The 14626-nt window shown below is 47.6% G+C and carries 13 protein-coding genes; 9 read left to right on the forward strand and 4 right to left on the reverse strand.

Annotation, left to right across the window (positions count from 1 at the left end; genetic code table 11):
* Window positions 1–36: 36 nt before the first annotated feature.
* Entirely contained in the window at window positions 37–783 is a 747-nt protein-coding gene (fabG, locus tag V2I46_13120; GenBank protein MEE4178440.1) for a 3-oxoacyl-[acyl-carrier-protein] reductase, read from the forward strand.
* Between the two features lie 101 nt (window positions 784–884).
* A complete protein-coding gene (gene crcB, locus V2I46_13125) occupies window positions 885–1271 on the forward strand; it encodes a fluoride efflux transporter CrcB (GenBank protein MEE4178441.1) in 387 nt (128 codons plus the stop codon).
* Between the two features lie 463 nt (window positions 1272–1734).
* Here crcB and V2I46_13130 read toward each other — a convergent pair whose 3' ends face one another.
* Complete coding sequence (locus tag V2I46_13130; protein ID MEE4178442.1) at window positions 1735–3795, reverse strand: thiamine pyrophosphate-dependent enzyme; 2061 nt, start codon at window positions 3793–3795, stop codon at window positions 1735–1737.
* Between the two features lie 191 nt (window positions 3796–3986).
* Window positions 3987–5501: an NAD(P)H-hydrate dehydratase gene (locus V2I46_13135; GenBank protein ID MEE4178443.1), complete on the reverse strand. Its 1515-nt coding sequence runs from the start codon at window positions 5499–5501 to the stop codon at window positions 3987–3989.
* A 171-nt stretch (window positions 5502–5672) separates the two neighbouring features.
* Between V2I46_13135 and V2I46_13140 the strand changes: the two genes are divergently transcribed.
* Window positions 5673–6347 carry a WbqC family protein gene (locus V2I46_13140; protein MEE4178444.1) on the forward strand — a complete coding sequence of 225 codons (675 nt, stop codon included), beginning with the start codon at window positions 5673–5675 and terminating at the stop codon, window positions 6345–6347.
* Here V2I46_13140 and V2I46_13145 read toward each other — a convergent pair.
* The gene (locus V2I46_13145; GenBank protein ID MEE4178445.1) at window positions 6329–8401 is read right to left on the reverse strand and encodes an HDIG domain-containing metalloprotein; all 2073 of its coding nucleotides are present in this window, start codon (window positions 8399–8401) and stop codon (window positions 6329–6331) included. The genes V2I46_13140 and V2I46_13145 overlap by 19 nt on opposite strands.
* 141 nt (window positions 8402–8542) lie before the next feature.
* Between V2I46_13145 and V2I46_13150 the strand changes: the two genes are divergently transcribed.
* The 5 genes from V2I46_13150 (at window position 8543) to rplT (ending at window position 12638) form a co-directional block, all read left to right on the forward strand.
* On the forward strand, window positions 8543–9343 hold the full coding sequence (locus tag V2I46_13150) for a C40 family peptidase (protein ID MEE4178446.1): 801 nt from the start codon (window positions 8543–8545) through the stop codon (window positions 9341–9343).
* 90 nt (window positions 9344–9433) lie between these two features.
* A complete protein-coding gene (thrS, locus tag V2I46_13155; protein MEE4178447.1) occupies window positions 9434–11371 on the forward strand; it encodes a threonine--tRNA ligase in 1938 nt (645 codons plus the stop codon).
* A 36-nt stretch (window positions 11372–11407) separates the two neighbouring features.
* Window positions 11408–11977, forward strand: a complete 570-nt coding sequence (gene infC, locus V2I46_13160) for a translation initiation factor IF-3 (GenBank protein MEE4178448.1) — start codon at window positions 11408–11410, stop codon at window positions 11975–11977.
* A 35-nt stretch (window positions 11978–12012) separates the two neighbouring features.
* Window positions 12013–12207 carry a 50S ribosomal protein L35 gene (gene rpmI / locus V2I46_13165; protein ID MEE4178449.1) on the forward strand — a complete coding sequence of 65 codons (195 nt, stop codon included), beginning with the start codon at window positions 12013–12015 and terminating at the stop codon, window positions 12205–12207.
* Window positions 12208–12290: 83 nt separating this feature from the next.
* Window positions 12291–12638, forward strand: a complete 348-nt coding sequence (gene rplT / locus V2I46_13170; protein MEE4178450.1) for a 50S ribosomal protein L20 — start codon at window positions 12291–12293, stop codon at window positions 12636–12638.
* A gap of 447 nt (window positions 12639–13085) precedes the next feature.
* Here rplT and V2I46_13175 read toward each other — a convergent pair whose 3' ends face one another.
* Entirely contained in the window at window positions 13086–13760 is a 675-nt protein-coding gene (locus tag V2I46_13175; GenBank protein ID MEE4178451.1) for a CoA pyrophosphatase, read from the reverse strand.
* A 77-nt stretch (window positions 13761–13837) separates the two neighbouring features.
* Between V2I46_13175 and V2I46_13180 the strand changes: the two genes are divergently transcribed.
* The gene (locus V2I46_13180; GenBank protein MEE4178452.1) at window positions 13838–14503 is read left to right on the forward strand and encodes a YiiX/YebB-like N1pC/P60 family cysteine hydrolase; all 666 of its coding nucleotides are present in this window, start codon (window positions 13838–13840) and stop codon (window positions 14501–14503) included.
* The last annotated feature ends 123 nt before the right edge of the window (window positions 14504–14626 follow it).

Consider the following 14626-nt stretch of genomic DNA (forward strand, 5'->3'; position numbering starts at 1 on the left):
ATTAATGTGTTGATGTCTTAAACAAAACTTGAGATTATGAAGCTATTAGAAGGAAAAACTGCCCTGATCACCGGGGCTGCCAGGGGAATAGGGAAAGCAATCGCAGTTGCCTTTGCTCAACATGGTGCAAACGTGGCCTTTTCCGACCTGAAATATGATGAATCTGCACAGGCGCTGGAAGAAGAGTTGAAGGCCTTGGGCATCAAGGCCAAAGGCTTTGCTTCCGATGCCAGCAATTTGGCCGCCAGCGAAAAGCTTGCCGAGGATGTGGTCAATGCGTTTGGCCGGATTGATATCCTGGTCAATAACGCAGGGATTACGCGTGACACCCTGCTGATGCGTATGACTGAGGAGCAATGGGACCTGGTGATCCAGGTGAACCTGAAGTCGGTATTCAACCTTACCAAGGCCGTACAGAAATTCATGCTCAAACAACGCAGCGGCAGTATCATTAACATGAGTTCGGTGGTGGGATTGGGTGGCAATGCCGGACAGGCCAACTACGCAGCCTCCAAAGCCGGCATGATTGGTTTTACCAAATCGGTTGCCCAGGAACTCGGCCCGCGCAGCATCCGTTGCAATGCCATTGCTCCTGGCTTCATTGAGACCGATATGACCGCAGGCCTTCCGGAAGAAGTGAAAAAAGGATGGGCCGAGAGAATTCCCCTGCGCCGCGCGGGCACGGCTGATGATGTAGCCAATGCATGCATCTTCCTTGGATCTGACTTGTCATCCTATGTTACCGGACAAGTGATTCCTGTCTGCGGAGGAATGACCAAGTAATGAAAAAACTCCAGAAACAGAATCCCCCCGTTCTCCTGTTTGGCGAACGGGGTTTCTGTTTAAACCTATGGTTATAACTACAAGTCCCGAATCGATAAAAAATGCTCAAATATCTCTTACTTATTGGTTCAGGAGGTTTCCTAGGAAGCATCTCACGCTTCGGGGTACAATGGTTCGTTACCAGGCATTTTCATTGGTCATTTCCACTTGGAACATTGCTTGTAAATATTGCAGGATGCCTTCTGATAGGTTTTCTCTGGGGCCTCACCGAGAAGCCACAGCCTTTATCGAAGTCCTGGCGTTTCTTTCTGGCCACCGGTTTTTGTGGTGGCTTTACCACCTTTTCTTCCTTCAGCCTTGAAAACATGACCCTGCTCAGGCATGGGGAATATTTTCAGTTCTTCCTGTACACTTCACTGAGTATCTTTCTGGGGCTAATGGCCGTTTACATCGGTTTCATCCTCTCAAAAAGCCTGGTCAGAAGATAACGAATTCAGCAATTCCTGTTTCTTAAATCCTTTTACTTGAGGCATCTTTCCAGATTCCTCAAGAGCGGGTTATTTTTTCATTCCGTCAGAAAAACATAAAATCCAAAAGCCTGGCTGAATCCTTTCATGTCCTGTTCAAAGAGGGAGTTCAAACGTAGTTCAGACGTAGTTCAGACGTAGTTTAGACGTAGTTCAGACGTGCGTGTACGTTTAAATTACGTCTTAAATACGTGTAAAATTCGTGTCAGGTTCGTTTGATTCTTGACTCTGAGACTATCTTGAATGAACAATCTTATCATTCGGTATGGCGAACGGATGACAGGGAAAGGGATTGCAGTTAAGAGAAAAAGAGATAAAAGCCCTGGTTCTAAGGAGTCAGTAAAAAAAACCAGAGGCTGCCTCGTAAACTTGAGACAGCCTCTTTCTTACAAACCAAAATTAAACAACAAACACAATCGGGAAATTAAAATTCAAGAAGCGATTTAGCCGCTTCGTAAATTTTCTCTTCAGAGGGAAGGATTGCTTTCTCCAGGTTGCGGTGGAAACCCACTGGGGTGAATGTAGAACCCACTCTTTTCACGGGAGCATCCAGGTATTTGAAAGCCTCATCGGCAATCATGGCCGCCAGCTCTCCGCCAAATCCTGCGAATACCTTGTCTTCGTGAACAATGAGCGCACGGCTGGTCTTCTGAATGGACTTCAGTATGGTTTCCTTGTCCAGCGGAATCAGCGAACGGATATCTACCACCTCTATTTCCATACCGGTTTCTTTGGCCAGCTTTTCAGCCACCTTGATACTCATGTGGGTGGTGTTTCCATAGGTAATGATGGAAAGATGCTTGCCTTCCCTGCGTACCCGGGCCACTCCGAATGGAACCTCATAATCTTCCGGAACGGAGGTCTCGGCTTCTTTTGCATTGTAAAGGGCTTTGGGCTCGAGGAAAAGGGTTGGGCCCTTCGAACGCATAGAAGTACGAAGAAGGCCTGCCGCGTCATCAGCAAAGGAAGGGTAGACGATGCGTATGCCCGGGAAAGTGGCAAGCGCGCCCTCAATGGTTTGGGAATGGTACAGTCCGCCTCCGATGTAACCTCCAGAAGCCAGGCGAATGGTAACGTTGGGCGAAAAAGCCCCATTGCTGCGCCAGTAGTCGTGGGTCATCTCCACAAACTGCTCCATGGCAGGCCAGAAGTAGTCGGCAAATTCAGCGCCTTCAACCACAATACGGATCTTCTCATTGAAACGGCTCATGCCATTGGCAGTGCCCAGGATAAAGTCTTCAGCAATGGGCGCATTAAACACGCGTGCCTTGCCATATTTGTGCTGCATGCCCTTAGTAACGTTGAAAATACCACCTTTATCCTTGTTGGCGACATCCTGACCCCAGATAAACGTGTCGGGATTGTGCTCAAATTCGGCTTTCAGGGTATCATTCAGGGCTGTAATAAATTTCTTTTTTGGGCCATCTGTTTCATGAATTCCCTTAGGATATTTCTCGCTTACATAAGGTTCCGGGATCACGAAATCGAATATGGAATCTGAATCCGGATCAGGCGCCTCCATGGCTTTTTTATGGGCTTCGGCAACCTCCTGGTTCACTTCTTTCTCAATAGCTTTCAATTCTGCTTCCTTAAAGATCTCTTTACCGATCAGCAAGTTTTCAAACCTGGGAAGCGGATCGCTTGCCTGTGCACAATGCAGTTCGCGCTCATCGCGATAAAGATCGTGACGGTCGCTGTTTGAGTGCGAATGAATACGCACCACACTTGCGTGAACAATCACAGGCTCGCCAGCTTTTAATGCGTGTTCGCGGGCCTCGTGCATGGCGTTCATTGAATCAAACACGTCACGTCCATTGCAGTGAATGATCCGTAAATTTTTAAAGCCGGTAAAGTTATCAGCAGCTTTTCGGTTGGCTGTCTGGTCGCTCTTGGGAACGGAAATCCCGTAACCATTGTCCTGGAAGACAAAGATCACCGGCAGCTTTTCGTTGCTGGCACCATTGATGGCTTCATAAACATAACCTTCAGAAACCGAAGACTCACCCTGCGAGCTAATGGCAACGCCCTGATGCTTATACCGGTTCATCCCCCGGGCAACCCCGACGGCATGCAAGGTATGATTACCAGTTGCAGAAGAAACGTTATGGATGTTCCACTCAGGTTTTGCAAAGTGGTTCGACATATGGCGTCCCCCGCTGGCAAGGTCAGTGGCTTTTGAAATACCGTTCAGAATGATCTCTTCGGCAGTAAGTCCGGCAGAAATCGCGGTAAGCATATCGCGGTAATAAGGGAAAAGGTGATCGGTCTCGCGGTTAAAGACCTGACCGATGGCAAGCTGAATTCCATCATGACCTGCATATGGAGCATGATACGACCAGCCTAGGGCCTGTTTCAGGTAGTTGGGTGCTTTCTCATCCAGTTTCCTGCCCAAAATCAAAATCCTGTACCACTTCTTCAGGGTCTCTTTATCAACAGTGTCAATCGTATATTCTTTCTTAATTTCTGTTTTTTCAGTTACTTCCATCTCAAATATTTTTCTGGGTTGATTTGTGCAATCTTTTAACGCCAGCGGGCATGTTTTTGTTTAATTCGCACCCCTGGCAAAAAGGCGTGCAAAGGTACAAAATTTAATTTTTATTTAGTCCAAATAAGCATGTAAAGGTGGTAGAATCCTGAACCCAAAGCTTGCCGGGTTAATGGACAAAATAAAGAACGTCAGGAATGAAAAACTTTCTTGATGGCCTTGGGCAAATTGGACACAATATCACCTGCAATTAAGCTTTCGTAACCAAACCTGGAGGCAGCTAAGTCGCCCGCAAGTCCGTGAATAAAAACCCCTGCCAGGGCACTTTGTATGGGAGTATACCTCTGGGCCATAAAACCAAGGATAATGCCTGTCAGAACATCGCCGCTTCCTGCTGTAGCCATTCCGGGATTGCCTGTAGCGTTAAAGAATATGCGTCCATCCGGGCATATCACAGCAGTATGGGCGCCCTTCAAAACGAGGTAAACCTGGTATTTCAGGGAAAAAGCACGGGCTATCTCCAGCCTTTCATAATCATCGGCATATTTTCCGGCGAGCCTTTCAAATTCCTTGGGATGGGGCGTAAGCACAGAACCTCCGGGCAAGAACGATAACCAGGTTGGGTTCTCCGCCAGGATATTCAGGGCGTCAGCATCCAGCACCATTGGATTCGGCGTATTTTGTATCAGGAACTTCAATGCATTGGCAGTCTGGGGGTCTTTCCCTAATCCCGGGCCAATGGCAATGGCATTATATGCTGAAACATCGCCCGGATGCGTGATGATCGAGTGGGCCTCATCAGCCACACACATCGCCTCGGCCAGAGAGGTCTGCATGATTGGAACCAATCCTGAAGGCAAATGCACGGTTAGCAAACCTGCACCGGTCCTAAGAGCGGCCCTGGCAGCCAGTACTGCAGAACCAGCTTTCCCATAACTGCCCGCCAGCAAAAGGGCGTGGCCAAAGTGACCTTTATGATCGAATCTTTGCCTAGGTTTGTAAAAAGACCGGATATCCTCTGCCTGAAGATAATAATTGCGGGTCTCGACAGCTTCAATAGCATTGGGATGAAGGCCAATGTCGAGCATCTCCCAATGGCCAGAAAAAGGCGCATTGCCTGGCAGCAAAAGGGCAAGTTTTGGCAACTGGAATGTCAGGGTGAGCTTAGCCCTTACCACCTTTTTGTAATCGTTTCTCCTATTATCCTCGCAAAACAGTCCACTGGGAAGATCGATGGAGACCACAAAGGCTTCTGACTGGTTCATGTGCTGCACCACCCTGGCAGGGAGTCCTTTGAGCGGCCGGTTCAGCCCGGTTCCAAACAAGGCATCGATTATTAGATCGTTTTTGCTTATCTCATGAAAATCTTTGTCTTCCTTTATCTCAATGATTTTAGACTTTCTGACTTTTTTCAGCCGATCCTCGTTGATAAGAAAATCGGGCGAAGCCTTTTTGGTATGGATCACCTTAAAAACGCTCACGGAATGTCCGGATCCTGCAAGCATCCTGGCGATGGCCAGACCATCTCCCCCATTGTTGCCCATCCCGCAAAAAATCTTAATGTCCATGCCTGGCCTGAGTAACTTCTTGATCCTTAGAAAGCATTGCCTGGCAGCTCGTTCCATCAGGTCAATGGATGAAATCGGTTCATTGGCAATTGTATACGCATCCAGCTGGCGTATCTGTGGGGCGTCAAGAATTTTCATCCGCATAGGCTTTTCTAAAGGATAAAGTTACAAAATATGTCATTGTCGCTGGCCAATGGGCGCAAGCTTTTGAGACCTGCCAAAATTTTACCGGACCTCTCCCCTATGCCCCATGCAACCAGCTCCATGTCCTCTGCCATTTTTACCTACCTTTGCGAAAAATAATTTCACTTGAAATCACAGGCTCCCATTCTGCTGCTTTCCACGTCCTACCTGCCTCCGGTCGAGTATATGTCCTGGCTTACCGTTGCAGAAAAAGCTGAAATTGAAATTCACGAAACCTATCCCAAGCAAACCTGGCGTAACCGCTGCAGCATCCTTTCGGCCAACGGCCCCCTGGCCCTGAGCATACCGGTGGAAAGACCCGAGGGCAATCATACCCCGACCTGCCTGATCAGAATAAGCCCCCACCTGCCCTGGCAAAAACAACACTGGAGATCCATAGAAACGGCCTACAGCAAGTCAGCTTTTTTCCTCTATTATCAGGATTTTTTCGAACCTTTTTACAGCAGTGCCCCACCGCAACACTTGATTGAATGGAATCAATCCTTGCTAATCCAGCTTTTCAGGGCCATTGGAATGAACCCGGTAATCAAAAATACCATTCGTTTTGAAAAGGAGGCAAATGGGAGAACTGACCTCCGTAACAGCATCTCACCCAAAGAAAAAACAATACAAAAACTGAACCAGGACATATTCCCTGAATATTTTCAGCCTTTCTCCGACAGGTTTGGTTTTGCACGGAATCAAAGCGTCATCGACCTGCTTTTTAACCTGGGACCTGATACTCTTCCTTATCTTCAGCAATGCGGAATGAAGTTGCTCGATCAGTTCAGCGAAGGGTAAACGATCCTGACGTGGTAAATATTCATCAAACGCCTTTTGAAAATCTTTTTTACAACGGTAATGTCTTTAAAGGTGATGTTGGCATTCTCAAACTGTTTTTCTGCGATTTGGGTATCAATGATTTTTTCCACCAAATCGCTGATGCTTCGTTCGTCGGGTTTGCGCATACTTCTAGATGCAGCTTCTACTGAATCGGCCATCATAACCACGGCAGTTTCCTTACTAAAAGGGCGGGGGCCGGGATAAGTAAAGGCTTTGATGTCAGTCTCCACCCCAGGGTTTTCCTTTTTATGCATGGAAAAAAAGTATCTTGCTGTGGTGGTCCCGTGATGGGTACGGATAAAATCAATGATATATTCAGGGATGTTCTTTTTCCTTGCCATCTCAATGCCTTCAATCACGTGGCTGATAATGATCCTGGCACTTTCTTCGCGTGGGATGTCATCGTGGGGATTAAAGCCTGAGGCCTGATTTTCAGTAAAAAACATGGGATTTTTAATCTTTCCGATGTCGTGGTACAAGGCCCCTGTGCGGGTCAAAAGACTGTTGCCACCAATTTGAATGATGGCTTCCTCAGCAAGGTTGGCTACCTGCAGAGAATGCTGAAATGTTCCGGGAGCATTGAGATTTAACTCCCTCAGAAGGGTATTGTTGGTATCAGCCAGCTCCAGCAAAGAGAAATCGGTTGGGAGGGCAAAGATCCGCTCAAACAGGAATATGAGCGGGTAGGCAAACAAGGTCAGTGTGGCAGCTCCGCCAAAATAAGCAAAATTTATCCAGTCAATACCACGAGTGGTTCCCGTCTGAGCCAGCGAGAGGCCAAAGAATATAGCAGAATAGGTAAGGAAGATCAGCATCACAGTAATGAATAGCTGGGACCGCCGTCTTAGGTTGACCATGCTAAAAATAGCTACAATACCCGCAACAAACTGCATAAAAACGAACTCAAAACTGCGCGGGACCAAAAAGCCAATAATGATAATGGTGATGATATGCACATAAAGCGCCAGGCGGTTATCGAAGAATGCACGAATCAGGATGGGAACGATGCAAACGGGCAAAAGGAAAAGCCAGTCAACCTCGGCCTTAACCACCTGGCTGGTAATGAACACCAGGATGAACACGGACAGGAGAATCAATACCAGCCTGCGGTTATCGAAGAAAACCTCCCGCCGGAAAAACCAAAGAAACAAAGCCAGCACAACAATGGAAATGCTTACCAACAGCAGTTGGCCTGCATACAGAACTGTCGCAATAGACGTTTGTCCTGCTTGCTTTTGAAACTCAGCCTTGAAGGATTCCAGCAGGCGGAACTTCTCGGGCGTCACCAGTTCACCCCGCGAAATGATCTTCTCTCCCTGCTGAACCATGCCCCGGCTCAGGGGGATCTTGTCCAGCTCCGCTTCGCGCGTCATTTCAGAATACTGATGATCAAAAACAATGTTGGCAGCCATGGCATTTTCAATGAGCGAAAGCAGGAGGTCACGCTCAAATCCCGCCTCCTTTTCCAGTTGCGTGGAGATCCAAAGGAAAGCCTCACGCATGGTTAAAAAATCAGAGACCCGGCGGCTGGTGGCTGTGTGTCCTTCGATCAACCTAAAAGCATAATCCGAATTTACTTCCCCCGGGGCTCCTTCGAAGGAAATGACGCCCATACTGAAAACCGAATCGAGCAAACTGAACCCTTTTTCAAGGTTTTCTTTTCGTGCCTGTCCTTCTGTTTCTCCAAAACGTTTCTGCCATTCACGGTCAAACTCCTGAACAAACCTCATTTCCTGCTCTTCGGCAATTTCGGGTAAATGTCTGAAAAAAGGCCTGAAGTCTCTGAGTACTTCTGCGCGATCTTCCTCAAGTTCTTCATCGCTTTTGAGAACGGCAAAGTTAAAGGGTGCAATCAGGTCTTCGTGCAGCCACGGACGCCCCTGCTGATAGTCATAAGCAAAACGCGTCTGACGTGGGAAAAACTGCACGATCAGCAATATGCTGCCCAAGAAAAGAGCAGCCTTAAACAGATTGGTGAAATGCTTCTGAAACCAATTTATGAGCTTGTCCATTACCTCAGGATTATGACCACGAATTTAACAATTAATCCTAAAGAAGGTTATGCATATCTATTCAACCATTTTATTGAAGATGGGTTTATCTTTTATAAATTTTATCTTTGTAAAAACATTCATCGTATTCGTTACTAATTTATGAAGCAAGGAATTTGCCTGTTAAGCGTGGCCGGGCTAAGGTCAGAACCTGATTCCCGAAGCGAATTGGTCAGCCAGCTTGTGTTTGGCGACCTTTTTGAGATTGTTGACGATCAAAAAGACTGGCTGCAGATTCGTATGCTTTACGACCATTACCTGGGATGGGTTAGTGCCAACCAGGTGCAATTGCTTACTGATTCCGATTTTTCTGATCTGCAGCAAAGCCCGCAAACCATCAATACCGACTTGATCAAGTTGATTGAAGACCGCACCCAGAATACAAGTTTTCCTATAGGTGCCGGAAGTACATTCTATTTTTACGAAGCGGGCAATCTCAGCGTGGCAGGAAAAGTCTTCCAATACAACGGAGCCGTAAACCAGGAATTTCCAGCCAAGCCATCTCTACTCACTGAATATGCCCTGCTATTTCTGAATACACCCTATTTGTGGGGAGGACGATCGCCCTTTGGAATCGATTGTTCAGGTTTCATGCAGTTGGTCTTCAAGATGGGAGGAATAAAAATTCCCCGCGACGCTGCTGTGCAAGCCACACAAGGCGATACCATCCACCTGATCAATGAAGCATTGCCTGGCGACCTGTTGTTTTTCGACAATGAAGAGCAGCAAATCACCCATGTGGGCATGCTGATCAACGAAGGCCACATCATTCACGCCCATGGGAAAGTACGGGTTGATCTGATCGATCACAATGGCATTTTCAGCCGCGATATCAGGAGATACACCCATTCGCTCAGGCTAATCAAAAGAATTAAGCCAAACCCAAACAATATTTTGGGTTAAATGTTCCTCTTATGGCTTTTTTTGCAAAATAGCTGAAATAATCGGCTAATTTTTTGTATTTTTGCGCCCTGAAAATCCGAAAGGTCCCTTATGATAAAAATAACATTTCCAGATAATTCCGTACGCGAATATCGTGAAGGTATAACAGGTTTGGAGATCGCACAAAGCATCAGCGAGGGTTTGGCCCGTAAAGTGCTTTCCATTAGCGTCAATGGCGAAGTGAAAGATCTCACCCGCCCCATCCATCAAGATGCCCGCATTAAACTGCATACCTGGGAAGAGGAAGAAGGCAAGGCTACCATGTGGCACTCGTCGGCTCACATCATGGCTAGCGCGATCGAGTCGCTTTACCCCGGCACCAAATTTGGCATCGGGCCCGATATCGAAAACGGTTTCTATTACGACATCGATCTGGGTGACCAAGTCCTTTCGAGTAACGATTTTGAAAAGATTGAAAAGAAAATGCTTGAGATCGCTCGCGAGAAGCAGCCCTTTGTGCGCCGCGAAGTCCCCAAGCAGGAAGCCCTGGATTTCTATTCCAATAAAGGCGATGAATACAAGGTTGACCTGATCAGTGATCTGGAAGATGGCACCATCAGTTTCTACGAATCGGGCGATTTTACAGATCTGTGCCGCGGCCCTCACCTGCCCGACACCAGCCCCATCAAAGCCGTTAAATTGCTGGCCCTGGCCGGCGCCTACTGGCGTGGCGACGAAAGCCGCAAACAGCTTACCCGCGTTTACGGTATCACCTTCCCAAAGCAGAAAGACCTGGATGAATACCTGGTGATGCTTGAGGAAGCCAAAAAACGTGACCACCGCAAGATAGGCAAGGAGCTCGAACTGTTTGCCTTCTCGGCAAACGTGGGACAGGGACTCCCCCTCTGGCTGCCCAAGGGCGCCGAACTGTGCGAGAACCTCGAGAAATTCCTGAAAAAGGTACAGCGCAAGGCAGGTTATCTGCCTGTAATCACCCCGCACATCGGAGGCAAAAACCTCTACATGACCAGCGGCCACTATGAGAAATACGGCAAAGATTCATTCCAGCCCATTTCAACTCCGGCCGAAGGCGAAGAGTTCATGCTAAAACCCATGAACTGCCCCCACCACTGCGAGATTTATAAAACCAAACAATACAGTTACAAAGACCTGCCCGTGCGCTTTGCCGAGTTTGGAACGGTTTACCGTTACGAACAAAGCGGTGAATTGCATGGACTGACCCGCGTAAGGGGTTTTACCCAAGACGATGCGCACATCTTCTGCCGCCCCGACCAGGTGAAGGAAGAGTTCACCAAGGTGATCGACATCGTGCTGTATATTTTCAATGCCCTTGATTTTAAGGATTACAGCGTTCAGATCTCCCTCCGCGATCCCGACAACCACGAAAAATACATTGGCACCGACGAGAACTGGGAGAAAGCTGAACAGGCCATCATCGAGGCAACCCGCGAAAAAGGCCTGCAGGCAACCATCGTGCCCGGCGAAGCCGCATTTTACGGGCCCAAACTCGACTTCATGGTGAAGGATGCCCTGGGCCGCAAATGGCAGCTGGGTACCATTCAGGTAGACTACAACCTGCCCGAACGCTTCGAACTCGAATATATCGGAAGCGACAACCAGAAGCACCGCCCCGTGATGATTCACAGGGCTCCCTTTGGTTCAATGGAGCGCTTCGTTGCTGTTCTGATTGAACATTGCGCCGGTAATTTCCCCCTTTGGCTTGCCCCCGATCAGGCTATCATCCTGCCTATCAGCGACAAGTATCAGATTTATGCAAAAAAAGTTTTAAATTTGCTGAATAATGCCGAAATTCGCACCCTCATTGACGAGCGCAGTGAAAAAACCGGCAAAAAGATCCGGGATGCCGAGACACGCAAGATTCCCTACATGTTGATTGTCGGAGAGAAGGAAGAAACAGATGGCACGGTTTCTGTAAGGAAACATGGCCATGGTGATCTTGGAACCTTCACCATAGCAGAATTTGTTAAATTGATTCAGGAAGACATCAATAGTGTCACTGAATTTTAATGCATTAATATTCACTAAACATAGGAGGAACGAAGTATAGCAGCACCATTCAAACCCCGCCCCGGTGGCAGGCGCTTTGTAAAAAAAGAAGACCCGCATGCCATTAACGAAAAGATCAAGGCACCCGTGGTAAGGGTGGTTGGCGACAATGTTGAACCCGCCATTATCCCTATCAGGGAGGCACTGGCGATGGCCGAAGCACAAGGTTATGACCTGGTGGAGATCGCTCCAACAGCCAACCCGCCCGTGTGCAAAATCATGGATTACAAAAAGTTTCTTTACGAACAGAAAAAGAAACAAAAAGAAATTAAGGCCAATGCCGCCAAAATTGTTGTCAAAGAAATCAGGCTAGGGCCCAACACCGACGAACACGACTTTAACTTTAAACTGAAGCATGGCATCAAATTCCTTGAGGAAGGCGCCAAACTGAAGGTATACGTTTTCTTCAAAGGCCGCTCCATCATTTACAAGGAACAGGGTGAAGTTATCCTGCTGCGCTTTGCCCAGGAAGTGGAAGAAATCGGAAAAGTTGAACAGATGCCCAAACTTGAGGGAAAACGAATGATCATGCTGATCGCTCCCAAGAAATCACCAAAGAAAAACTAATGTTCATTGTTTAATAACCCGTAAATTGTTTTGTAATGCCTAAGATGAAAACCAAATCCGGAGCAAAGAAGCGTTTCACGCTTACCGCTACCGGACGCGTGAAGCGTAAACATGCATACAAGAGTCACATTCTGACCAAGAAAACCACTAAGCAGAAAAGAAACCTGACTCAAACCGGCTTGGTTAGCAAGGCCGACGAGAAGAACATCAAAGCGATGCTCGTAAAGTAAACACCATTTTAAAAAACCTTTGTTTAGCCAAAAAAGACTTTCCCGCGTGAGGAAAGCGCTAAACGAACAAAAAACGAAAAATTATGCCAAGATCAGTTAACAAAGTTGCTTCGAGAGCGAAACGCAAGAAGCTGCTGAAACTCACCAAAGGATACTTTGGGGGTCGTAAAAACTTATTAACCGTAGCCAAGAATACCTGGGAAAAAGGACAAACCTATGCCTACCGCGACAGGCGCAACAAGAAAAGGGAATTCCGCAAACTGTGGATCCAACGCATCAACGCAGGTGCAAGGCAGTATGGCTTGAGCTACTCGCAATTTATCGGTAAATTAAACGCCAAGGATATCCAGATCAACCGCAAGGTCCTTGCCGATCTGGCCATGAACAATCCCGAGGCTTTCAAAGCTATCGTCGATTCTGTCCAGGACTAAATTTAAAAGAACATTAGTGAGAAGGGAGCCCAAAAAGCTCCCTTTTTTTATTCTATCCTGCTTGGTTAAACGGGTGAGGCAAAGGGCCTTCGTGCCCATGCAGCCATCATCCTGTCCTTACTGAGCCTATTTCAATACATTTTTCATTCTTCATTTTTAATTTTTCATTTTTCCCTTTCCACCCTCCACTGACCTGCCACAGACCTACCACGGTCGTGTGTTCTCGAACCTTACACGACCATGGTACGAGCATGGTATGGAGGAGGTATTAAATTGTTCGTCAAACAAATACCCTTTTAAGATAAAATAAATTATTGCCTGAAAAACAAAAGAAATAAATGGTCAGATGCTATAACCCGTTCTGAACCAGCAGATTAATTAATAAAATCTTGGCTTAAAAGAAATGATTTCTTACCGCAGTCTTTTCCATGACAGGGAAGTTTGCCCCTACCCTTTTTCGATCAGGGCCAGAAACTCACTGATCATCATAGCGGTGGCACCCCAGATAACCTGCTCGTTGATCACGTAACAAGGGGTTTGAAGGCGATATCCCCCAATGAGGGTCAGTTCACGGGTTTGACAATGGGTTGGCTGAAAGAAATCACTCAGTTCAATTTCCAGGATACTTTCCACTTCCAGCGGATCGGCAATAAACTGCGGGCGCTCCATGGTTATTCCCACGTAAGGGCTTACAATGTAATTGCTTGGAGGGATAAACAGGTCGGAAAGTTTCCCCACCATTTCGACGGAACCAGGGTGTACTCCAACCTCTTCGTGGGTTTCGCGAAGAGCGGTGAATTCGAGGCCCGGGTCATTGGGTTCGAAGCGTCCGCCGGGGAAGGCGATCTGCCCGCTGTGGGCGCCGTTGTATTGAGGCCGCTGGATAAAGACAGTAGACGTATTGCCATTGGCAAGCGGATAGAAAAGAAACAGCACTGCGCTTTGGGTGGCCCCTTTGCCCTTGCCCAGCGACATGATTTCCTGCTTACGGTTGGTGGGTGCCATCCTGAGCTGTGACTCCATCCCTGGAAGCTGGTGGAAGGGCAGGCTGCGCAAAAAAGGGACAAAAGCGCTGAATTTGGTTATCCTGTCGGGAATGATGCTATTTTGAACAACAGACATAAAGGGACTATGAAAAAATCAAAAGGCGTACATTTGCAGAAACAGGGTAAAATTACCCCAATTCTGTTAAAGCAACAATGAAGACCTCCGCTTTGTTTGCCCGTCTTGCACTTCTTTGTTTCCTGCTTATGAGCGGGATAGCTTCCTGCAGCCTTTTTTCAGGAAAAGAAGAGCAAAACCCAGGCTACCAGCTTTCGCAGGAGGAACTGGCACTGCTTCAGCCGGGTGATTTGATCTTAAGGCAAGGTTTCGGGGTGGTAAGCCAGGCCATTCGCGAATACCTGGACGAAGACATCAGGGTCTCGCACGTGGCCTTGCTGAGCCTTGACCCAAAAGATGGCTGGCAGGTCGTTCAGTCCATTTCCCAAAGGGTTTCGAAGGTGGATGGTGTGCAAAAGCAAGACCTTCCCTCCTTTGTCAGCGAAAGCGAAACCAATAGTATTCTGGTGGTGCGGTTCAAGGGTTACTGCAAGGAACCCGGCCTGAACCTGCGCGTGGAAGAGGCTGGCCTGAAGTACCTTGAACAGGAAGTCCCTTTTGATCACAGCTTCAGCCTGGAGGACAGCACCCGGTTCTTTTGTTCGGAACTGATCTGGCGCATTTTCCTCAAAGAAGCGGGTGTTGATATTTTCGAAAAGATGAACAAGGACGTGCGGAAGGAGCGTCTGCAGTTCGCTTCCTTCTTTGACCCCGAGCACTTTGAGGTGATCATCGATCACCACCCGCTTTACGATTCTAGGTAAGGGCCTTTTTGTAAACGGCAAGACACCTTTCGCGGGCTGCCTTGTGGTCAACAATGGGTTCTGGATAATTTTCCGAATCCAGTTCAGGAATCCATTCCTTCACAAAGATTCCTTCGGGGTCAA

Origin of the sequence: Bacteroides sp. (assembly GCA_036351255.1) — a bacterium.
GTDB lineage: Bacteria > Bacteroidota > Bacteroidia > Bacteroidales > UBA7960 > UBA7960.

Coding starts and splice junctions, on each gene's coding strand:
- fabG (MEE4178440.1), top strand. CDS start 37: ATGAAGCTATTAGAAGGAAAAACTGCCCTGATCACCGGGGCTGCCAGG.
- crcB (MEE4178441.1), top strand. CDS start 885: ATGCTCAAATATCTCTTACTTATTGGTTCAGGAGGTTTCCTAGGAAGC.
- V2I46_13130 (MEE4178442.1), bottom strand. CDS start 3,795: ATGGAAGTAACTGAAAAAACAGAAATTAAGAAAGAATATACGATTGAC.
- V2I46_13135 (MEE4178443.1), bottom strand. CDS start 5,501: ATGAAAATTCTTGACGCCCCACAGATACGCCAGCTGGATGCGTATACA.
- V2I46_13145 (MEE4178445.1), bottom strand. CDS start 8,401: ATGGACAAGCTCATAAATTGGTTTCAGAAGCATTTCACCAATCTGTTT.
- V2I46_13150 (MEE4178446.1), top strand. CDS start 8,543: ATGAAGCAAGGAATTTGCCTGTTAAGCGTGGCCGGGCTAAGGTCAGAA.
- thrS (MEE4178447.1), top strand. CDS start 9,434: ATGATAAAAATAACATTTCCAGATAATTCCGTACGCGAATATCGTGAA.
- rpmI (MEE4178449.1), top strand. CDS start 12,013: ATGCCTAAGATGAAAACCAAATCCGGAGCAAAGAAGCGTTTCACGCTT.
- rplT (MEE4178450.1), top strand. CDS start 12,291: ATGCCAAGATCAGTTAACAAAGTTGCTTCGAGAGCGAAACGCAAGAAG.
- V2I46_13175 (MEE4178451.1), bottom strand. CDS start 13,760: ATGTCTGTTGTTCAAAATAGCATCATTCCCGACAGGATAACCAAATTC.
- V2I46_13180 (MEE4178452.1), top strand. CDS start 13,838: ATGAAGACCTCCGCTTTGTTTGCCCGTCTTGCACTTCTTTGTTTCCTG.